Consider the following 18,361-nt stretch of genomic DNA (forward strand, 5'->3'; position numbering starts at 1 on the left):
TTCCTCCTGAATATGCTGGCTGTTCTCTTTGGTGATCCAGCCTCGGATCGGGTGGTGCCCTCCACAGGCACGGCGGCACGCCTTACGATTTTTGCATCTGCAGCGATGGCCTTTTTGGCCGTATTTGCTTTGGCCCTATCCTTGGCGGCGGGGCGCGTTGCGGCGCGATGGTCTGAGGATTTAGCGCGCAGCAGCACCATTCGCGTGGCTGCCCCTTTGGCAGAGATGGACGCGCAGGTTGATGCAGTGCTTGCGGCCCTTGCGCAAACGCCCGGTGTCGCCTCTGCGCGAGCTTTATCCTTGGACGAACAACGCGATCTGCTTGCCCCATGGTTTGGCAGCGATATGCCCCTTGAATTTCTACCTTTGCCACGGATCATAGATGTGACGGAAACGGCAGAAGGCTATGATGTCGAGGGCTTGCGCCTGCGTTTGGAAGCTGAGGCGCCTAATGCTGTTTTGGATAATCACGATACATGGCGCAGGGCGTTGATCTCGGCGGCGGGGCGGTTGCGCATGATGGGGTATTTGGCGCTGTCTTTGATCTTTGCCGCAACGGTTGCAATGGTCAGTTTGGCGGCGCAAGCCGCGCTTGCGGCCAATGTGCAGGTGATCCGCGTCTTGCGACTGGTTGGTGCCCGTGATGCCTATATCGCGGGGGCTTTCGTGCGAAGATTTGCCTTGCGCAGTTTGATTGGGGGTGGATGCGGTGCCGCGCTTGGGATAGGCGCGCTGTTGGTTTTTCCAAATCAAGCAAGTGCGCAAAGCTTTATGGTGGGTCTGAGCTTTTCGGGTCTTGAGTGGCTCTTGCCCTTGATTATTCCCGTGATGATCGCTTTTGTGTCTTTCCAGGCGACCAAGGCTGCGGCCTTCCGAACTTTGCGAGGCATGCCATGATCCAGTGGGTAAGATCCCTGATCTTTGTTGGTCAGATGTATCTGATGATCCCGTTTGTCGCGCTGGCCTTCGCCCCATGGGCGATTGTCTCGCGCCAAGGCGCTGTGGCAGGCGTGCGGTTTTATGCGCGCTATGTGCGGTGGGCGGCGGCCCTCTTGGTTGGTCTGCGCTCAGAGGTGCGGGGAGATGTGCCTCAGGGTGAGGTGATTGTGGCCTCAAAGCATCAAAGTTTTTTTGATATTATCATCCTTACCTCGGTGCTTCCGCGCCCGCGATTCATCATGAAGAAATCCCTCAAAAACGCGCCTTTTTTGGGCTGGTATGCAGCGCGGCTTGGCTGCGTTGCGGTTGACCGCGGCAAGCGGGGGCAGGCCATTCAAGCTATGGTCGATGGTGTGCTGGCGGGCATGGGCGATGAGGGGCAGTTGATCATATTCCCACAAGGCACCCGTGTGGCCCCACGTGTCAGTAAGCCCTATAAGGTTGGGGTGGGCGTATTGGTTGAACGCACAAAAATGCCATGTGTGCCTGCGGCCACCAATGTCGGCCTGTTCTGGCCCCGCATCGGTATTGCGCGCAAATCGGGTCTTGCGGTGGTTGAGTTTTTGCCACCGATCCCCGCAGGGCAAGATGTGCAGCAGGTGATGGCGCATCTCGAACGCGAGATCGAGGCCGCCTCAGATGCGCTGATGGACGAAACGGGGCTTTAAGCCGCCAAGCCCTTCGAGCCCAAATCAAGATATTTCTTGCGCCGTGCAGCAATCAGCTTTTTGCGATCCATGCCCTTTGTTGCGGCAAGCATCGCCTCGATGGCCTCACCAACTGCCGCGATGGTTGCCGCTTTGTCGCGCTGCGCGCCGCCCATTGGTTCGGGGATGATGCGGTCGCAGACGCCCAATTTTTGCAAATCCTGTGCAGTTAGGCGCAAGGCCTCTGCGGCTTCGCGCATCCGTTCGGCGTCTTTCCAGAGGATTGATGCGCAGCCCTCGGGGCTGATGACCGAGTAAATCGAATGTTCCAACATGGCGAGGTGATCTGCGGTGGCAAAGGCCACGGCGCCGCCCGATCCGCCTTCGCCAATAATCACGCTGATCAAAGGCACACCAATTTCGAGGCATTTCTGCGTTGACCGCGCAATGGCCTCAGATTGGCCGCGTTCCTCAGCCCCTTTTCCAGGATAGGCGCCAGGGGTGTCGACCAAGGTGACAACAGGCAGGCCAAATCGATCAGCCATATCCATCAAACGCACGGCTTTGCGATAGCCTTCGGGCCGCGCCATGCCAAAGTTATGTTCAATGCGTGATTTGGTGTCATTGCCCTTTTCGTGACCAATCACCACAACGGGGCGGTCATTGAATCGTGCAATCCCCCCCATCACGGCGTGGTCATCGGCAAAGTTCCGATCCCCGGCAAGCGGGGTGTATTCGGTGAAAAGCGCGTTGATGTAATCGCGGCAATGTGGCCTGTCGGGGTGACGCGCAACTTGGCATTTGCGCCAAGGGGTGAGGTTTTTATAGAGATCCTTCAGGATATCTTGCGCCTTTTTATCCAGCGCTTTTGCCTCTGCCTCGACATCCATTTCAGAATTGCCACGCGCCATTGCGCGCAACTCTTCTGCCTTGCCTTCAATCTCGGCCAAGGGTTTTTCGAAATCGAGATAGTTCATCACACCTCCGCAGGGCATGGCCGCATCTGCGGCATGGGTCGTTACTGGCTTATGCCTATATGGCTAAGCCTGACCAAAGATGCAACGAACAAGCGCGCTTGATTAGCCTTGAGCAATCATCTGTGCTTGTTTGACAATCACCTCAGCCTGTTTGATCGAGGCGATATCGACCAAGCGGCCCTTATAGACAGTCGCCCCTGCGCCGCTGCGCTTAGCGTCTTCCATAGCGGCCAGAATTTCCTGCGCTTCGGCCACCGCGGCCTCGGATGGGGTGAACACCTCATTGGCGAGCGCGATTTGCTTGGGATGGATGGCCCATTTCCCAACCATACCCAAAGTGGCCGAGCGGCGGGCCTGTGCGCGATAGCCTTCATCATCCGAGAAATCGCCAAATGGCCCATCTACGGGCAAGACGCCATGGGTGCGGCAGGCGGCGACAATCGCGGTCTGTGCCCAATGCCATGGATCAGAATAATGCCGCGCCCCATCGTGCAGCATATAATAATTTTCCTGCGTGCCGCCGATGCCCGTGGTCTGCATGCCCATTGAGGCCGCGAAATCCGCAGCCCCTAGGCTCATGGCGACAAGGCGGGGCGATGCGGCGGCGATTTCTTCGACATGAGCAATGCCTGCCGCAGATTCGATAATGACCTCGAAATTGATCCGCTTTTGGCGGCCTTTGGCGGCTTCAATCGCTGAAACCAGCGCATCAACCGCGTAAATATCAGCGGCATTTCCCACCTTCGGGATCATGATCTGATCCAGACGGTCAGACGCGTTTTCCAGCAGATCAACCACATCCCGATACCAATAGGGCGTATCAAGCCCGTTGATCCGCACGCTGAGGGTCTTTTTGCCCCAATCAATTGCACCGATGGCCTCGATCACATTCGCACGGGCCGCTTCTTTGTCACTGGGGGCAACGGAATCTTCGAGATCCAAGTTGATGACATCCGCTGCTGAGGCCGCCATTTTCTCAAAAAGTTTCACATTCGAGCCAGGCCCGAAAAGCTGACAACGGTTTGGGCGGGCCACAGGTTGGGGCTGGAGGCGGAAGCTCATCAGATGTTCCTTCGGCGGATGATGCGCTAGGGTCGCGCAAGGAAGTTTCGTTTTTTGCTGATCTTTGGGTATGATATTACGCGGAGTTTCGCAAGTGCTGCACTGCGGCAAAATAGAATTTTCTGGAAATTATACCCCGTTTACACCCGTGCCGTTGCCGCTGACCCCGATCAGGCCTATAGCGGCGAAGTAAAGATTTTGCGGAGCCACCTATGAAACAGCATCCTGCATATGGCTTATTGCTTGCACTGACGGGCGCGTTGATCATCTCGCCTGATACGTTGCTAATGCGCTTGTCTGGTATGGGTGGGTTCGAGATGTTGGGCTGGCGCGGCACGGCGATGGGTTTGGTGCTGATTGCGGCATGGTTTATCGCCGCGCGTGGGCGGCATCTTGTTGAAGTGTCAGCCCTTGCCACGGGCGCAGGCGCTTTGTTGGTTTTGTGTCAGGCGCTGAATGGGGCGCTTTTCAGCGTGGCCATCGCGGTGGCCCCCGTCACTGTGGTATTGATGGGCGTTGCAACCGTCCCGATTTTCTCGGCGGTGTTGTCTCATTTGATGTTGGGCGAGCCTACGACCCGCGCCACATGGTTGACGATTGCGGCGGTTCTTTTCGGGATTGCTCTGGCGATATTCGGCAAATCCGATGCAGGCCTGCCCTTTGATTTAGCCACGCTTTGGGGCGGCTTGATGGGCCTGTCTATGGGTGGGTTTCTGGCCATGACCTTTGTTCTGATCCGCAAACACCATCAATTGCCGATTTTACTCGGTATGGGCCTTGGGGCTTTTGTGTCGGGCATGGTGGGGTGGGCCTTTGGCGTGCCAAGCGGGGCAAGCAGCTTTGATGTATTTTTGATTTTGGTGACAGGCGCGGTGATTTTGCCTGCCAGTTTTTTCCTGCTTACGCTGGCAAACCGATATACGGCATCGGCCAATGTCAGCCTTTTGATGCTGTTAGAAACCGTGCTTGGCCCGATCCTTGTCTGGGTTGGCGTGGGCGAGGCACCGACCCCTTTGATGATGGTGGGCGGTGCGATTGTGGTCGCCTCACTGGCAACATATTTGCTGCACATGCGCTTTGCGCGGGGGCGTGCGGCCCGCGCTGCGTGACTATTGCAAATCAGCAAAAGCCTTTTGCATCCGCGCAACCGCCTCTTCGATCTGCGCATGGGGCATGGCGAGATTAAATCGCAGGAATGGCGCGCCACCCAAGCCGAAGCTTGACCCGTAATTGGTGGCGATCCGCGCGTCCCCTTCCACACGGGCTATGGATTCTTCATGGCTCATGCCAGTTCCCGAAAAGTCGACCCATGACAAATAGGTCGCCTCTAATTTCATTGGCTTTAGGCCTGGAATTTTGGCGATGCCTGCATCAAATGTTTCTGCGTTTTTTGCGAGATAGGCGCAAAGTGCATCGACCCATTCTGCACCTTCGGGGCTATAGGCCGCCTCGGCCATTGCGAGGCCAAAGGAATTGGCCGAAATCCCCAATGCACCCATGCGCGCGGCAAAGCGTTTGCGCAGCTCCGCGTCAGGGATGATCACATTGCCCGAATGGCCACCCGCAATGTTAAAGGTTTTGGTGGTCGCGGTCATCATCACCAAACGATCCATGATCCCGTTAATTTTCGCCATTGGCGTATGGGTATGGCTGGGCATGATCAGGTCATGGTGGATTTCATCTGAAACCAAGATCAGATCATGTCTCCGCGCGAAATCGGCAATTGCCTGCAATTCTTCAACAGTCCAAACCCTGCCGCCTGGATTATGGGGGGAGCAGAGGATCAACATTTTTTCGCGCCCTGTCATCGCCGCATCCCATGCGGGGATGTCGAGGTGATATTTGCCTTCAATCAGTGCAAGGGGGCATTCGACCACCTGACGATTGGCAGCGCGGATCACGCGGGCAAAGGCATGATAGACGGGCGTCATTAGAACCACGCCCTCCCCCTCTTGCGTATAGGTGTCCACGCAAAGGGCCGTTCCGTTCACCAGACCATGGGTGGTGAAGATCCAGTCGGGCTCAATCTCCCAACCGTGGCGGTTTGCCATCCACCATCCAATGGCGGCGCGATAGGCGCGTTCATCGCCGTAATAGCCGTAAATGCCATGATCGAGCATGTTTTGCAGCGCGGCTTGCACAGATTGAGGGGGGCGGAAATCCATATCTGCCACCCACATGGACAACCCATCGTCTGGGCCAATCCCATAAATTGACGACATCATATCCCATTTCATTGAATGGGTGTTTTGGCGATTGATGATTTCGTCAAAGTTCATCGGTGTTATCCATTCTATGGCGGCATGTGCAGTGCGTTCTTTGATACATCATATAAATGGACATATGTTCCAAATCAATAAAATTTATTAGAACAACGTCTTTATAATTTCCGTATAATTAGAATATTCGTTCTGTTTTTTACCAGATTTCTCACATGAGCCTATCAGGCGCGCCTGTCCTGCGCAAATCCCAGTCGCGCTGGTTGCGCGGGTCGCAGAATTCGCTTATGGCACAGGCCATGATTTACCCAATATTAATCCATCCTGATCCTCGTCTGAAAAAGGTCGCACAAGATGTGCCCGACCTCTCGGATGAGTTGCGCGCTCTTGCAGATGATATGCTCAAGACGATGTATCACGCGCCCGGTATTGGTCTGGCTGCGCCACAAATTGGGATTGATCAGCGCGTGATCGTGATGGATTGCGTCAAGGAGGAAGGGGCAACACCCCGCCCGACCGCGATGTTCAACCCGAAGATCGTGGAATCCTCGGATGAAAAAAACATCCACGAGGAAGGCTGTTTGTCGATCCCAGATGTTTATGCTGATGTGGAGCGTCCGCGCGATGTGACAGTGGAATGGTTGGATCGCGATGGCGTTTTGCAGCGCGAGACATTTACGGGACTATGGGCCACTTGCGTGCAGCATGAGATTGACCACCTCGATGGGGTTCTCTTTATCGATTATCTCAAGCCCTTGAAGCGGCAATTGATCACCCGAAAGATGCAAAAGCTCAAGCGCGATATCGCGCGCGATAAGGTGTAGCTTTGCGCATTGTTTTCATGGGCTCGCCCGAATTTTCTTGTGCGCCTTTGCGCGCCTTGATTGCGGCGGGGCATGAGATTGCTGCGGTCTATTGTCAGCCCCCCCGTCCCGCAGGGCGCGGCAAGAAACCCCGCGCGACCCCTGTTCAGGCCTTGGCCGAAGATCTGCACCTGCCAGTGCGCCATCCTGAAACCTTGCGCAATGCCGAGGCACAGGCCGAATTCACGGCATGGGCTGCCGATATTGCCGTGGTTGTGGCTTATGGTTTGATCTTGCCTCAGGCGGTGCTTGATGCGCCGCGCTTGGGCTGTGTGAATATCCATGCTTCGCTTTTGCCGCGTTGGCGTGGCGCGGCCCCTATTCATCGTGCGATTATGGCGGGGGATGATGAGACAGGCATTTCCATTATGCAAATGGAAGCGGGGCTTGATACGGGGCCAGTTTTATTGACCCGCACCCTGTCAATCGGCGCGGAGGATACCACGGCCGCGCTGCATGATCGTCTTTCGCAGCTTGGTGCTGAGGCGATTGTTGCCGCGCTTGCCGAGTTTGACAGTCTCACCCCTGTTCCGCAGCCGCAAGAAGGCGTGACCTATGCCGAAAAGATCGACAAGGCCGAGGCTGCTATAGACTGGTCGAATGATGCCGCAGAGATTGACCGCCAAATTCGCGGCCTTTCACCCTTTCCTGGTGCATGGACAACGCATTCGGGGCGGCGGTTGAAATTCCTTGCCTGCCGAAGGGCGCAGGCGCGGCCCGATGGGGCTGCAGCAGGGTCGGTCATTGATGGCCTGACAATCGCGTGCGGCACGGGCGCGATTGAAATCACCGAACTGCAACCCGAGGGCAAGCCGCGCATGGCTGCTGCCGATTTCTTGCGTGGCACAAATCTGCCCACAGGGACAATTTTGGGCTTGTGATTATTTGAAAGGGGCCATGCCCGCACGGGCCAAGGCATCGGCGCGTTCGTTTTCGGGATGGCCTGCATGGCCCTTGACCCATGTCCACGTTACCTGATGGCGCGCTGCCGCCTCATCCAAACGCCGCCAAAGGTCTTCGTTTTTGACAGGCTTTTTTGTGGCGGTGCGCCAATTATTGCGCTTCCAACTGCGCAGCCATTCGGTGATGCCGCCTTTGACATAGGCGCTGTCTGTCACCACAGTGATCGTGCTTGGACGCTCCAGCGCCTCAAGTGCGTTGATCGCGGCCAAAAGCTCCATTCGATTATTGGTGGTGTCTGCTTCACCGCCTTTGAGCTCGCGTTCTTTGACAACGGCATCGCCAGTCTTGGCTTGCAGCAGCGCGCCCCATCCACCAGGGCCAGGGTTGCCTGAACAGGCCCCATCCGTATAGGCGAACAGCTCAGGCATAGAGGACGCCCAGTGTTAGGCACAAAATGACAAGGCTGCTCAAAAGCCCGCGCAATCGGAGCCACCAGTTCGGTGCAAGGCCCGCACGCATCGCCCATGCATCAAGGGGCAAAAGCGCCAAGAAGCCCATGATCAGGATTGGCAAAGCCTGATGGGTTGGGCCAAATCCAAGGAAAAACGCCACCAATGCGGGGATCGTGGATGCCGCAAGGCCATATCCCATCATCTGCGGTGATGGCGCATGCACAGCAAAGCCCCATATGACCCCTGCCATAAAACACAGGATCACGATCCCATAATTGCGCAGCAGTATATCGGGTGCGAAATTCGGCAAAAGCCAGTCGCCAAGGGGAGCGGCGGAGGGGACGATCAAGCACAGCGCGGCGTAGGCAAAGGGCAAAACCCCCGCCAAGCCTAAATATAATGCCGCCTTTGGTATGTGATCCCTGCTGCTCATATCTCAGCTTGTCCCGCATCTTTGCGCAGCGCGCAAGCGCATTTGGGCCATCTATGGCTGAGCATTCGATTGCCAGTGGCGGGCATCGCGCAGCTTTTGGAATTCTTTGAAACTATGCACAAACCCCATTGTTCCATCGGCACCGCTGTCTCTAATCTGACCCTATCTGCCGTACGCTTATGCGGCGGCATGATGGGTTCAAAAACGGAGAGGGCGCTCTGCGCCCAAGAAGGGGAAAGATATGTTTGCAGAATTCAAAAGCTTCATTGCCCGTGGCAATGTTATGGATATGGCTGTGGGGATTATCATCGGGGCAGCCTTTACCGCGATTGTAACGTCACTCGTGGGCGACTTGATCAATCCATTGATCGCTATCTTTACGGGCGGGATTGATTTTTCGGGTTGGTTTTACGCCTTAGACGGAAATGACTATGCCTCGCTTGCCGTGGCGCTCGAAGCAGGCGCGCCTGTTTTTGCGATTGGGAAATTTGTGATGGCGGTCATCAATTTCTTGATCGTAGCTTTTGTGGTTTTCATGCTGGTGCGTTTGGTCAACCGCATCAAATCGATGACAGAAGCAGAGAAGGAAGAAGCCGCTTCAGCCCCCGCAGGCCCAAGCGAATTGGACATTCTGATTGAAATCCGTGATGCTCTGGCCAAGAAGTAAGCATGAATAAAACATGCGTCCCCGTCACCATGGCGGGGCGCAAGCCGTTTTAGCGAGAGATGATATGGGTTTTGAGTTGGACATCACGGATCGCAAAATCCTGGAAGTTTTGCAAAAGAACGGCCGCATCACCAATGCGGAGCTATCCGAACAAGTGAATTTGTCCGCCTCGTCCTGTCATCGGCGGATCACGCGCTTGGAGCAGGAGGGGATTATCCGAGATTATGTCGCCTTGGTGGATCACCGCGCGATTGGTCGGATGACAACCGTCTTTGTGGAAATTAGCCTGTCAGGACAGGCGGACGAGGTTTTGCAAGCCTTCGAGCAGGCTGTGAAGCGGGTGCCAGATGTGTTGGAATGCCATCTTATGGCAGGCAGCGCGGATTATCTTCTAAAGGTGGTGGCACGCGACAGCGAAGATTTCGCCCGCGTGCATCGCGAATATCTGGCCCGTTTGCCGGGGGTATCGAAGATGCAATCCAGCTTTGCTCTGAAAAACGTATTTTCAACAACTGCCTTGCCGATTTAGCCGAGGAAATAACCCACGCCGTATAGCGTGGCCATGCCTGCAAAGACAGCTGCGATGGCATTTTTGCGCCAGACCCCCACGCTCAAGGCCACGATTGCCGCACTCAATCGGGGGGCATCTAGCGCGCCACCTGTGGCTTGCGGCCATAGCACCAAGGGCGTGATCAATGCGGGCAGGATCGCCACGGGCGTATAGCGCAAATGGCGCAAGACCCATTCTGGCAGATCGCGGTTGCCCAAAATCCCCAAAAAAGACAGCCGCACAAGATAAGTGCCGCAGCCAAGCGCAGCGATGATCAGCCAGACCGTGATTTCGGAATAGGCGCTCATGTCAGCTTCGCCTTTGCAAGGCTCATGCGCCGTTCCACCTCTGCGCCAACGATCATGGCGGTGATCCCTGCGACCATCAACCAAAGGTTATAGGGCATCCAATTTAGTAAGACCGCCATAACCACCGAGGTCATTGCCGCCGCGATATGCGCAAGTGTGCGCAAGGCTGGGGCCACCAATGCAAGAAAGGTGATCGGAACTGCGAAATCGAGTGCAAATTCAGGTGGTATGGTTGCCCCTAAGACTGCGCCTGCATAGGTCGCGCCATACCACAGGGGGCAAATCGGGGTCGCAAGTCCGAAGAAATAGACCACTTTCCATCTGACCGAGCGTTCAGGCTGTGCCTCATAGGTTTGCATGGCCATTGCATAGGTTTGGTCGACCAACATGTAGGATAACAGAGCACGCTGCCATAAAGGCGCGGCCCCTAAATGCGGGGTGATCGAGGCTGAATACATCGCCATGCGCAGATTAACAGCCAAAGCAGAGGCCAAAACCACCAGGACGGGTGCGTTTTCGGTCATCAGCTGCAGCGCGGTGAATTGGGCCGAACCCGCAATGACGAGGAAAGAAAATCCCATGACTTGCGACAGGGGCAGACCCGCTTCTGTGCCAAGAACCCCAAATAACAGACCAAATGGCAGGAGCACCAATAGGAACGGCAATCCACCAATGATCCCAGAGAGATAGGCCGGCTCTGAAGGGGTTTTGCGCATCTTGCACCATTGTCGTTTCTGCTCATGCGATCTAGCCTTGATGGGCGAAGGATGCAATCTGCGCGGATGGATAAGGGCAAAGCAATGATCTGTGGCGTGATCTTGGCAGGCGGGGAAGCGCGCCGCATGGGCGGGCATGACAAGGGACGGCTGCTGCTGCGGGGCCAAAGCCTCTATGCGCATGTTATTGAGCGCGCGCGCCCGCAGGTGGATCATTTGATCCTCTCCGCCAATGGCGACCCCGCGCTTTATGCTGATCTTGGGCTTGATGTGGTTGCTGATGGCGCATTCGCCGCGATGGGGCCGCTTGGCGGCATTTTGGCGGCCTTGCGCGCGGCCAAGATGCATGGGGCGCAGCGGGTGATGAGCTTTGCCTCGGACAGCCCGTTTTTTCCAAACGATATCGTGGCGAAACTATGCGCCGCACAAGGGCATGACGCATTGGTTTTTGCTGAGGATCAAAGCGGGGGCATACATCCAACATTTGCGCTTTGGGATGTGGATTTGGCCGATCCATTGGCGGCGGAATTGCGCGGAGGTGGCCGCAAAATGCGCGATGTCATGGCGCGATTGGGCGGGGTTTCCGCCCCTCTCGATGCACATGAACAGATGTTTTTCAACATCAACACAAAGGCTGATTTGGAACAGGCCGCTGAGATGGTCTTATGAGCGCGGGACGCTTTGATCATATCGTGGTGGTCGATTGGTCGGCGCGGGCCACCCCAAGCCCCAAAGCCCCCACGAAGGAAGCGATTTTCATTGCCCATTCGGCGCATGGTGCAACGCCACAGGTGAGCTATTGTCGCACGCGCGCCGATGCGATGGCCGCGCTTGAGCAGCTGATGACAGACACCCTTTTGCGGGATGAACGCATCTTGGCGACCTTTGACTTTTCCTTCGCCTACCCTGCGGGCTTTGCACAGCATCTGACAGGCAAGGCCGATGCGCTATCGGTTTGGCCGCTTTTTGCACAGATGGTTAAGGATGGGCCAGACAACGCGAATAATCGGTTCGATGTGGCCCGCGCGCTTAACCGCCGTTTTCCTGGGGTTGGCCCCTTTTGGTGCGTGCCCAAAACACAGGCCTGCCCTGATCTGCCCGCGCGCGACCTACGCCAAGGACATCATCTGCCAGAACGGCGCAAAGTTGAATTGGCCTATGGCAAAATGCAGCCGGGTTGGAAGCTTTATACCACGGGATCTGTGGGATCTCAGGCGATCCTTGGGATCGCAAGATTGCAGTCCTTGCGCGGGCGGTTTGGGTCGGCGCTTGCCGTGGCGCCTTATGACGGGATCGAGCGGCCTATTGTTTTGGCAGAATGTTGGCCATCGTTGATGGCGAAAGAGATCGCACATTATGCTTTGGCGGGCGAAATCCCAGATGCCGCGCAGGTGCGGGTGATTGCCGCGGGTTTGGCCGCTTTGGCCCCTGATGATCTTGCAAAAATGCTTGTCGATGGTGATGCCGAGGAGGGCGGTGTTTTGGGTGCGGGGCATGAGGCGCTGTTGCGCTCTGCGATCCATGCGGCCTTGGAGCCTTAGTCAAAAATCCCAGTCACACGCCCAAGCAACATAAAGGCCCGTGCGCTGCGGGTGGCACTGAGTTTGACAATATCTTCATCGGTTGCAGCCTGCTCGAACTGACAGAAAACGCGATCAAATTCGCGCAAATACTGATGAACAGCTTCGCGGAAGGCTGTGTCTTGCCGCATCCGACCAGTGGAAAGCGCGATGGAAGACCGATCTCGAATACCGCCAAGCGATGCAATCGCGCGGCCCCGCTCGCCTTTCGCGAATTTGCGCCAAATCTCAGGGCGGGCGCGGTCTGGATTGAGATCATCCATGAAAATCCCGTCTTGCGAGAGCAGGGTCAATACATCTTGTGCAGCACGGATCAAAGGGCGGGTTGCAGGGTCTTCTAGGGCCGCGCGAAGGGCGCGAAAGCCCTCCTTGTCCTGATCATTATTCGGGAAATGGAGCGCACGAATAAAGTCAGCGGGCGTGACCGGATGGTTCAAGGCGGGCTCGGCTGCGATAAGCGATAAATCCGATTGTGGCCGATCTGGGGCAGGGGGCGGGCTTAGGGGCACAGCCGCCCGCAGGTCAGGGTCTTGCAGGCGCAAAGATGTAAAACTTGCGAGCTTGGTATCGGTGGCCAATTGTGCCTCTGCCAAAGCCTCTATGCGGTTTTGTGTCTCTCGCAAATCAGCAGGCACAGCCCCGCCGTGAAGCGCGTCCTCAATATTGTTGAGCCTTAGGCGCAGATCTTGGGCCTGAAGACGCAGGCTTTGCGTGAGGCGCAGGAGGCTTAGGACAATCCATAACAAAACAAGCGGCAAGATTGCCCCAACTGCGACCATGACCCCGCTCAGCAACTCGGCCATATTCGGGGTGTCACTGCCAAAGCCCAGCGCCGTGAGGCTGAGTGCCCCAATCCAAAGCAAGGCCAAGGCCAGCGCGATGCCTTCGCGCAGTCCAAAGGACATCGCGCCATCAGCGCATTGAAGAAAACCAACCGCACGGCCTAGCCAAATCTGCTTGTCCCGCGTGAAGCGATGCGCAAGCGTCAATCTGGGGTGAGGCAATGCTGCGGGGATCATCACACGTAGGTCACCTTCGTGATCTCGTAATCCTTGCTGCCACCGGGCGTTTTGACCTCTACGCTATCGCCTTCATCTTTACCGATTAAAGCGCGGGCCAAGGGCGATTTGATATTGAGCAAACCTTTTTCGATATCGGCCTCAGATTCGCCGACAATCTGGTAGGTCTTTTCTTCCTCAGTATCCTCATCAATCAACACAACCGTGGCGCCGAATTTAATCGGGCCAGACAGGGTCTTGGGGTCGATGACCTGTGCAAGGCCCAAAATCCCCTCTAATTCCTTGATGCGACCTTCGATGAAGGACTGTTTTTCGCGGGCCGAATGATATTCGGCATTTTCCGACAAATCCCCATGCTCGCGCGCCTCTGCAATCGCCTTGATGACAGAAGGGCGCTCAACACTACGCAGATGCTTCAGCTCGGCATCAAGGGCGCTATACCCTGTCGGGGTCATCGGTATTTTTTCCATTGGAACTCGGGGCCTCAAACTTAGGTCTTGGAATGGTCAATCGTCTTAAAATGAGCAGTCTGACCCCAGACGTTAGGGGCTCTTTGCCCTAGTTTCAACGGGCAAGACGCAGAACGCCACACGCGGCGCAAGAAAATGACCCAAACGCCACGCAGGCTTAGTAGGTCACCGCGTTTTCGCTTGGTGGCTCAGGTGGGCCATCTGCGCCGCAGGCGGCCAAAGTTCCACCCAAAGTCAGGGCCAATAGCCCCAGTTTAATCCATGATGCAAAAGAGCGCCCCATCACGCCAACCTTTCTTTCCATCGTGCAATTTGCAGGCGCACCTGATCGGGTGCGGTGCCGCCATAGGATTGGCGCGAGGCAACCGAGTTGTGAACCCCCAAAACATCAAACACGGCCGCAGTGATGTTGGATTGCACTGTTTGCATAGCTGCAAGGCTGAGATCAGGTAAATCACAGCCCCGATCCTCGGCCATTTTGACAAGCGCACCTGTTACATGATGCGCTTCACGGAATGGCAGACCCAATTCGCGCACCAACCAATCGGCGAGATCAGTTGCGGTTGAAAAGCCAGATGCGGCGGCGCGCTCTAGCGCGTCTTTATTGGCGCTCATGTCACCAAGCATCCCCGCCATAGCGGCCATTGCGATCATGAGGTTATCAGCAGCATCAAAGACCTGCTCTTTGTCCTCCTGCATATCCTTGGAATAGGCCAAGGGCAGACCTTTCATGACCGTCATCAAGGCCACATTCGCCCCCATGATCCGTCCAATTTTGGCGCGGATCAATTCCGCCGCATCAGGGTTTTTCTTTTGCGGCATGATGGAAGAGCCTGTTGAAAACCGATCCGACAGGGTCACAAAACGGAATTGTGCCGAAGACCAGATCACCAATTCTTCAGCCAATCGCGACAGATGCATCGCGCAAATGGAGGCCGCCCCGAGATAGTCTAGGGCGAAATCGCGATCTGAAACCGCATCCAAGGAATTCGCCATAGGCCGGTCGAAACCTAGGGCTTCTGCGGTCATGTGGCGGTCAATTGGAAAAGATGTGCCTGCAAGGGCGGCTGCACCAAGCGGGCATTCATTCATCCGCGCGCGCGCATCTTGAAAACGCGATAAATCGCGGGCGAACATCTCGACATAGGCCATCATGTGATGCCCCCATGTTACGGGCTGCGCGGTTTGAAGATGGGTAAAGCCAGGCATCACCCAATCAGCGCCCGCTTCGGCCTGCGCCAATGCCGCGCGGATCAAGGCCTGCAGCCCCTCAATGGCCGCATCCATTTGATCCCGCACCCATAGGCGAAAATCGGTCGCGACCTGATCATTGCGTGACCGCGCCGTATGAAGACGCCCTGCAGGCTCACCAATCAGGGTTTTAAGCCGCGCTTCGATATTCATGTGAATATCCTCAAGGGCGGTGGAAAATTCGAATGTGCCGCTCTCAATTTCTGACAAGATCGTGAGCAGGCCTTCCCTGATTGTCTCGGCATCTTTACTGCTGATGATGCCTTGGGCGGCGAGCATAGCAGCATGGGCGCGTGAGCCAGTGACATCTTGCGCGCTGAGCCTTTGGTCAAAGCCGATGGATGCGTTAATCGCCTCCATCAAAGCATCTGGCCCTGCGGCGAAGCGACCGCCCCACATTGCGTTTGAAGATTTCTGTGCCATGTTCTGTTTTATCCGCCGATCAAAGAAAGGATGCCGCTAGGATGCTCCCGCGCCGTATCATTGCCCTGCTCTACATTGCCTTGGGTTTCTGTGCAAATGCCGCCTTTGCGCAAGATCTTTCGCAGTTGCCCCGTGATGGGGATATGCGCGGGCTTGTGATTGCGTCTGAACCTGTGCCTGTGTCGGATTTGCCTTTTGTCGATGAGGATGAAGTCGAGGGGCGATTGAGCGATTATCGCGGGAAATATGTGGTTCTCAATTTTTGGGCCACGTGGTGCGCGCCCTGCCGTGAAGAAATGCCAAGCCTAGAGGCATTGCAACGTCAGTTTGGCTCAGATCAGTTTGAAGTGGTCACGCTCGCCACGGGGCGCAATTCCCCGCAGGCGATCCGCAGATTTTTTGAGGAAATTGGCGTAGAACATCTGCCGATGTATCGTGACATCAACCAACAGATCGCGCGCCAAATGTCGGTGATGGGCTTGCCGATTACGCTGGTGATTGATCCCGAAGGGCGCGAGATTGCGCGGCTGATGGGAGATGCCCATTGGGACAGCCCCGAGGCATTTGCCTTTTTCGAGGCGCTTTTGGAAGAAGCAAGCTAGGCCAAAAGCCGCCCGTCTTTATGGTCTGAAATTGTGGCGGTGATGATCTGACCCGTTTCTTGCGCCACATTGAGGCTGACTTCAGTGAAGTCTTCGGTGCGGCCAAGATGGGGATTTTCCATCAAAATCTGATGGGTTTTACCAATCTCGCCCGATAAATGTCGGGCGAGCGCCCGATCCCCTGCGGCGCGCAGTCGTGCCGCGCGGTCTTTGATTGTGGCGCTTTGCAATTGTGGCATCCGCGCCGCAGGCGTGCCTTGGCGCGGTGAGAACGGAAACACATGGAGCCATGTTAGCCCGCACTCCTCAACCAATTTGAGGGAATTTTCGAAATGTGTTTCGGTTTCTGTCGGGAAACCTGCAATGATATCTGCGCCAAATTTGATTTCAGGCCGCAGGCGGCGCGCCTCCTCGCAAAAGGTAATGGCATCCTCGCGCGCATGGCGGCGCTTCATACGCTTGAGGATCAAATTATCGCCATGTTGAAGGCTCAGATGCAGATGAGGCATCAGGCGGGGTTCGTTGGCGATGGCCTCCATCAACATCGGATCAGCTTCGATGGAGTCGATAGAGGAAATCCGCAGGCGCGCCAGATCAGGAACAAGTTTCAAGATACGCATGACCAAATCGCCCAAATGGGGGGCTTGCGGGAGATCCGCCCCCCATGAGGTCAGATCAACCCCCGTGAGCACCACCTCCACATAGCCGCGGTCGACCAAGCGTTTGATTTGATCCACCACCACACCCGCAGGCACGGAGCGTGAATTACCGCGCCCAAATGGGATGATGCAAAAGGTGCAGCGATGATCACAGCCATTTTGAACCTGCACATAGGCGCGCGCGCGGGTGCCAAAGCCATCAATCAGATGCTCGGCTGTTTCGCGCACCGACATGATGTCATCCACCATGACCTTTTCGGTTTGGCCGATGAAATCAGGGCCGCTGAGCTTGGCCCATGTTGCAGGTTCCATCTTTTCGCGATTGCCAATGATGAGGTCAACTTCGCCCATTGCGGCAAAGGTTTCGGGCTCGGTCTGTGCGGCGCAGCCCGTCACCACGATCCGCGCGCTTGGATTGTCGCGCTTCACCTTGCGGATTTCTTGGCGCGCTTTGCGCACGGCCTCGGCCGTTACGGCGCAGGTGTTAATGATCACCGCATCCCTGAGGCCCGCTGCGGTGGCCATATCGGTCATCGCTTCGGTTTCATAGGCATTGAGCCGACACCCAAGCGTTCGAAATTCAGGTGGCTTTGTCATGGGTTTTGTAGGCGACTTATGAAATCTGCGGTCAATTCAGCGGTGAACACATGGGCCGTTGGCCCTGTCATCCAAACGCCATCGTCGCGCCACTCAATCCAAATATCACCGCCATCAAGGGTCAGTTTCACCGCACGACCTGTCAGGCCGCGCCGCGCCGCGGCAACCGCCACCGCGCAAGAGGATGATCCTGAGGCAAGCGTGATGCCCGTTCCCCGTTCCCAGACCCGCATCCTGAGATGATCTGGCCCGATGAGTGAGGCGAATTGCACATTGGTGCGCGCAGGGAACAGCGGATGATGTTCCACTTCGGGGCCGCGGGCAGCCAAATCCACCGCTTCGGCATCGTCCACAAAGAAACTGCAATGAGGGTTACCCATGCCTGTCGCAACAGGATCCCCGTCTAGGGGCAGATGCAGCGTGTCCATCGCCGTGGCTAAAGGGATATCCTGCCACTCCAACAGCGGGGCCCCCATATTCACAGCGGTCAGGCCGTTGCCGCGATCCTGCGCAATCAGAATCCCGCGTTCTGTGCGCAGGCGGATCTGATTAAGGCCCTGTGCTGCCATTTCATAGGCAGCGATGCAGCGTGTGGCATTGCCACAGGTTGCAGAGAGGGACCCATCGGCATTGTAAAAGGTCAGTGCTAAATCCGCCTCGTGATCGTTTTGGATCAAGGCCAATTGGTCAAACCCCACCCCACGATGACGATCTGCAAGCGCGCGCGCCAAATCAGCCGTCACAGTGACCTCGCGCTTGCGCGCGTCCATGACGACAAAATCATTGCCAAGCCCGTGCATTTTCATGAAGGGCAGGCCGATATATGTTTGCGGCTCAGACATGGATGCGCCTATAGCGCAAGCGCGCGGTGAATGGGACTCGAATCTTTGTGCGGATTAGTAGCGGTGGATCAAACGCAGCATGACCATATCCATTCCGGGCATTAGCGTGCATGTGCTGGCTGCTATTGCAGGACATCGCAACATAGCCACCACACAACGCTATCTAACCGTGAACGATGCGC

23 protein-coding genes are annotated in these 18,361 nt (G+C 56.2%); 10 read left to right on the plus strand and 13 right to left on the minus strand.

Annotated elements, in window-relative coordinates; all coding sequences use genetic code 11:
- The first annotated feature begins 12 nt into the window (after positions 1-12).
- On the plus strand, positions 13-897 hold the full coding sequence (locus AAC620_RS08475) for a cell division protein FtsX (protein WP_340244240.1): 885 nt from the start codon (positions 13-15) through the stop codon (positions 895-897).
- Positions 894-1,607, plus strand: a complete 714-nt coding sequence (locus tag AAC620_RS08480; RefSeq protein WP_340244242.1) for a lysophospholipid acyltransferase family protein — start codon at positions 894-896, stop codon at positions 1,605-1,607. Before AAC620_RS08475 ends, AAC620_RS08480 begins: the two co-directional genes overlap by 4 nt.
- Here AAC620_RS08480 and AAC620_RS08485 read toward each other — a convergent pair.
- Together AAC620_RS08485 and AAC620_RS08490 are read right to left on the minus strand one after the other, a co-directional pair.
- Positions 1,604-2,563 (minus strand): acetyl-CoA carboxylase carboxyltransferase subunit alpha, encoded by a 960-nt coding sequence (locus tag AAC620_RS08485; RefSeq protein WP_340244243.1) that lies wholly within the window; start codon positions 2,561-2,563, stop codon positions 1,604-1,606. The genes AAC620_RS08480 and AAC620_RS08485 overlap by 4 nt on opposite strands.
- 102 nt (positions 2,564-2,665) lie before the next feature.
- Positions 2,666-3,625 carry an L-malyl-CoA/beta-methylmalyl-CoA lyase gene (locus AAC620_RS08490; protein ID WP_340244244.1) on the minus strand — a complete coding sequence of 320 codons (960 nt, stop codon included), beginning with the start codon at positions 3,623-3,625 and terminating at the stop codon, positions 2,666-2,668.
- Between the two features lie 212 nt (positions 3,626-3,837).
- Here AAC620_RS08490 and AAC620_RS08495 point away from each other — a divergent pair, with 212 nt between their 5' ends.
- Entirely contained in the window at positions 3,838-4,734 is an 897-nt protein-coding gene (locus tag AAC620_RS08495; RefSeq protein ID WP_340244245.1) for a DMT family transporter, read from the plus strand.
- Here AAC620_RS08495 and AAC620_RS08500 read toward each other — a convergent pair whose 3' ends face one another.
- A complete protein-coding gene (locus AAC620_RS08500) occupies positions 4,735-5,904 on the minus strand; it encodes a MalY/PatB family protein (RefSeq protein WP_340244247.1) in 1,170 nt (389 codons plus the stop codon).
- Between the two features lie 239 nt (positions 5,905-6,143).
- Between AAC620_RS08500 and def the strand changes: the two genes are divergently transcribed.
- Positions 6,144-6,668: a peptide deformylase gene (def, locus tag AAC620_RS08505; RefSeq protein ID WP_317657294.1), complete on the plus strand. Its 525-nt coding sequence runs from the start codon at positions 6,144-6,146 to the stop codon at positions 6,666-6,668.
- A gap of 2 nt (positions 6,669-6,670) precedes the next feature.
- Entirely contained in the window at positions 6,671-7,588 is a 918-nt protein-coding gene (fmt, locus tag AAC620_RS08510; RefSeq protein WP_340244248.1) for a methionyl-tRNA formyltransferase, read from the plus strand.
- Here fmt and rnhA read toward each other — a convergent pair whose 3' ends face one another.
- Together rnhA and AAC620_RS08520 are read right to left on the minus strand one after the other, a co-directional pair.
- Positions 7,589-8,038: a ribonuclease HI gene (rnhA, locus tag AAC620_RS08515; RefSeq protein WP_340244250.1), complete on the minus strand. Its 450-nt coding sequence runs from the start codon at positions 8,036-8,038 to the stop codon at positions 7,589-7,591.
- Positions 8,031-8,495: a DUF3429 domain-containing protein gene (locus tag AAC620_RS08520; RefSeq protein ID WP_340244252.1), complete on the minus strand. Its 465-nt coding sequence runs from the start codon at positions 8,493-8,495 to the stop codon at positions 8,031-8,033. Before AAC620_RS08520 ends, rnhA begins: the two co-directional genes overlap by 8 nt.
- A gap of 241 nt (positions 8,496-8,736) precedes the next feature.
- Between AAC620_RS08520 and mscL the strand changes: the two genes are divergently transcribed.
- Both mscL and AAC620_RS08530 read left to right on the plus strand, forming a co-directional pair.
- The gene (gene mscL, locus AAC620_RS08525; RefSeq protein ID WP_317656822.1) at positions 8,737-9,162 is read left to right on the plus strand and encodes a large conductance mechanosensitive channel protein MscL; all 426 of its coding nucleotides are present in this window, start codon (positions 8,737-8,739) and stop codon (positions 9,160-9,162) included.
- A 64-nt stretch (positions 9,163-9,226) separates the two neighbouring features.
- Positions 9,227-9,691 carry an Lrp/AsnC family transcriptional regulator gene (locus AAC620_RS08530; protein ID WP_340244255.1) on the plus strand — a complete coding sequence of 155 codons (465 nt, stop codon included), beginning with the start codon at positions 9,227-9,229 and terminating at the stop codon, positions 9,689-9,691.
- Here AAC620_RS08530 and AAC620_RS08535 read toward each other — a convergent pair.
- Together AAC620_RS08535 and AAC620_RS08540 are read right to left on the minus strand one after the other, a co-directional pair.
- A complete protein-coding gene (locus AAC620_RS08535; RefSeq protein WP_340244256.1) occupies positions 9,688-10,020 on the minus strand; it encodes an AzlD domain-containing protein in 333 nt (110 codons plus the stop codon). The genes AAC620_RS08530 and AAC620_RS08535 overlap by 4 nt on opposite strands.
- Positions 10,017-10,736 (minus strand): AzlC family ABC transporter permease, encoded by a 720-nt coding sequence (locus AAC620_RS08540; protein ID WP_340244258.1) that lies wholly within the window; start codon positions 10,734-10,736, stop codon positions 10,017-10,019. Before AAC620_RS08540 ends, AAC620_RS08535 begins: the two co-directional genes overlap by 4 nt.
- Positions 10,737-10,760: 24 nt before the next feature.
- Here AAC620_RS08540 and mobA point away from each other — a divergent pair, with 24 nt between their 5' ends.
- Positions 10,761-11,405, plus strand: coding sequence for a molybdenum cofactor guanylyltransferase MobA (gene mobA, locus AAC620_RS08545; protein WP_340244260.1), 645 nt, complete (start codon positions 10,761-10,763; stop codon positions 11,403-11,405).
- Positions 11,402-12,277, plus strand: coding sequence for a molybdopterin guanine dinucleotide synthesis (locus AAC620_RS08550; RefSeq protein ID WP_340244261.1), 876 nt, complete (start codon positions 11,402-11,404; stop codon positions 12,275-12,277). The genes mobA and AAC620_RS08550 overlap by 4 nt, the downstream gene beginning before the upstream one ends.
- Here the strand turns inward: AAC620_RS08550 and AAC620_RS08555 are convergent.
- From AAC620_RS08555 to argH, 4 genes are all read right to left on the minus strand, one after another.
- On the minus strand, positions 12,274-13,221 hold the full coding sequence (locus AAC620_RS08555) for a hypothetical protein (protein WP_340244262.1): 948 nt from the start codon (positions 13,219-13,221) through the stop codon (positions 12,274-12,276). The two genes, AAC620_RS08550 and AAC620_RS08555, sit on opposite strands and share 4 nt — an antisense overlap.
- 113 nt (positions 13,222-13,334) lie before the next feature.
- Entirely contained in the window at positions 13,335-13,805 is a 471-nt protein-coding gene (greA, locus tag AAC620_RS08560) for a transcription elongation factor GreA (RefSeq protein WP_317656815.1), read from the minus strand.
- A gap of 157 nt (positions 13,806-13,962) precedes the next feature.
- Positions 13,963-14,088, minus strand: coding sequence for a hypothetical protein (locus AAC620_RS08565; protein WP_317656814.1), 126 nt, complete (start codon positions 14,086-14,088; stop codon positions 13,963-13,965).
- Entirely contained in the window at positions 14,088-15,479 is a 1,392-nt protein-coding gene (argH, locus tag AAC620_RS08570; RefSeq protein WP_340244264.1) for an argininosuccinate lyase, read from the minus strand. The genes AAC620_RS08565 and argH overlap by 1 nt, the downstream gene beginning before the upstream one ends.
- A 41-nt stretch (positions 15,480-15,520) precedes the next feature.
- On the opposite strand from argH, the gene AAC620_RS08575 reads away from it, so the two are divergent.
- The gene (locus AAC620_RS08575; RefSeq protein ID WP_340244266.1) at positions 15,521-16,081 is read left to right on the plus strand and encodes a TlpA disulfide reductase family protein; all 561 of its coding nucleotides are present in this window, start codon (positions 15,521-15,523) and stop codon (positions 16,079-16,081) included.
- Here the strand turns inward: AAC620_RS08575 and mtaB are convergent.
- Complete coding sequence (mtaB, locus tag AAC620_RS08580; protein ID WP_340244268.1) at positions 16,078-17,337, minus strand: tRNA (N(6)-L-threonylcarbamoyladenosine(37)-C(2))-methylthiotransferase MtaB; 1,260 nt, start codon at positions 17,335-17,337, stop codon at positions 16,078-16,080. The two genes, AAC620_RS08575 and mtaB, sit on opposite strands and share 4 nt — an antisense overlap.
- Positions 17,334-18,179 carry a diaminopimelate epimerase gene (gene dapF / locus AAC620_RS08585; RefSeq protein ID WP_340244270.1) on the minus strand — a complete coding sequence of 282 codons (846 nt, stop codon included), beginning with the start codon at positions 18,177-18,179 and terminating at the stop codon, positions 17,334-17,336. The genes mtaB and dapF overlap by 4 nt, the downstream gene beginning before the upstream one ends.
- Positions 18,180-18,361 lie beyond the last annotated feature (182 nt).

The sequence above is a fragment of the Roseobacter sp. HKCCA2468 genome (assembly GCF_037805105.1).
Lineage (GTDB): Bacteria > Pseudomonadota > Alphaproteobacteria > Rhodobacterales > Rhodobacteraceae > M30B80.

Coding starts and splice junctions, on each gene's coding strand:
- AAC620_RS08475 (WP_340244240.1), top strand. CDS start 13: ATGCTGGCTGTTCTCTTTGGTGATCCAGCCTCGGATCGGGTGGTGCCC.
- AAC620_RS08480 (WP_340244242.1), top strand. CDS start 894: ATGATCCAGTGGGTAAGATCCCTGATCTTTGTTGGTCAGATGTATCTG.
- AAC620_RS08485 (WP_340244243.1), bottom strand. CDS start 2,563: ATGAACTATCTCGATTTCGAAAAACCCTTGGCCGAGATTGAAGGCAAG.
- AAC620_RS08490 (WP_340244244.1), bottom strand. CDS start 3,625: ATGAGCTTCCGCCTCCAGCCCCAACCTGTGGCCCGCCCAAACCGTTGT.
- AAC620_RS08495 (WP_340244245.1), top strand. CDS start 3,838: ATGAAACAGCATCCTGCATATGGCTTATTGCTTGCACTGACGGGCGCG.
- AAC620_RS08500 (WP_340244247.1), bottom strand. CDS start 5,904: ATGAACTTTGACGAAATCATCAATCGCCAAAACACCCATTCAATGAAA.
- def (WP_317657294.1), top strand. CDS start 6,144: ATGATTTACCCAATATTAATCCATCCTGATCCTCGTCTGAAAAAGGTC.
- rnhA (WP_340244250.1), bottom strand. CDS start 8,038: ATGCCTGAGCTGTTCGCCTATACGGATGGGGCCTGTTCAGGCAACCCT.
- AAC620_RS08520 (WP_340244252.1), bottom strand. CDS start 8,495: ATGAGCAGCAGGGATCACATACCAAAGGCGGCATTATATTTAGGCTTG.
- mscL (WP_317656822.1), top strand. CDS start 8,737: ATGTTTGCAGAATTCAAAAGCTTCATTGCCCGTGGCAATGTTATGGAT.
- AAC620_RS08530 (WP_340244255.1), top strand. CDS start 9,227: ATGGGTTTTGAGTTGGACATCACGGATCGCAAAATCCTGGAAGTTTTG.
- AAC620_RS08535 (WP_340244256.1), bottom strand. CDS start 10,020: ATGAGCGCCTATTCCGAAATCACGGTCTGGCTGATCATCGCTGCGCTT.
- AAC620_RS08540 (WP_340244258.1), bottom strand. CDS start 10,736: ATGCGCAAAACCCCTTCAGAGCCGGCCTATCTCTCTGGGATCATTGGT.
- mobA (WP_340244260.1), top strand. CDS start 10,761: ATGCGATCTAGCCTTGATGGGCGAAGGATGCAATCTGCGCGGATGGAT.
- AAC620_RS08550 (WP_340244261.1), top strand. CDS start 11,402: ATGAGCGCGGGACGCTTTGATCATATCGTGGTGGTCGATTGGTCGGCG.
- AAC620_RS08555 (WP_340244262.1), bottom strand. CDS start 13,221: ATGTCCTTTGGACTGCGCGAAGGCATCGCGCTGGCCTTGGCCTTGCTT.
- greA (WP_317656815.1), bottom strand. CDS start 13,805: ATGGAAAAAATACCGATGACCCCGACAGGGTATAGCGCCCTTGATGCC.
- AAC620_RS08565 (WP_317656814.1), bottom strand. CDS start 14,088: ATGGGGCGCTCTTTTGCATCATGGATTAAACTGGGGCTATTGGCCCTG.
- argH (WP_340244264.1), bottom strand. CDS start 15,479: ATGGCACAGAAATCTTCAAACGCAATGTGGGGCGGTCGCTTCGCCGCA.
- AAC620_RS08575 (WP_340244266.1), top strand. CDS start 15,521: ATGCTCCCGCGCCGTATCATTGCCCTGCTCTACATTGCCTTGGGTTTC.
- mtaB (WP_340244268.1), bottom strand. CDS start 17,337: ATGACAAAGCCACCTGAATTTCGAACGCTTGGGTGTCGGCTCAATGCC.
- dapF (WP_340244270.1), bottom strand. CDS start 18,179: ATGTCTGAGCCGCAAACATATATCGGCCTGCCCTTCATGAAAATGCAC.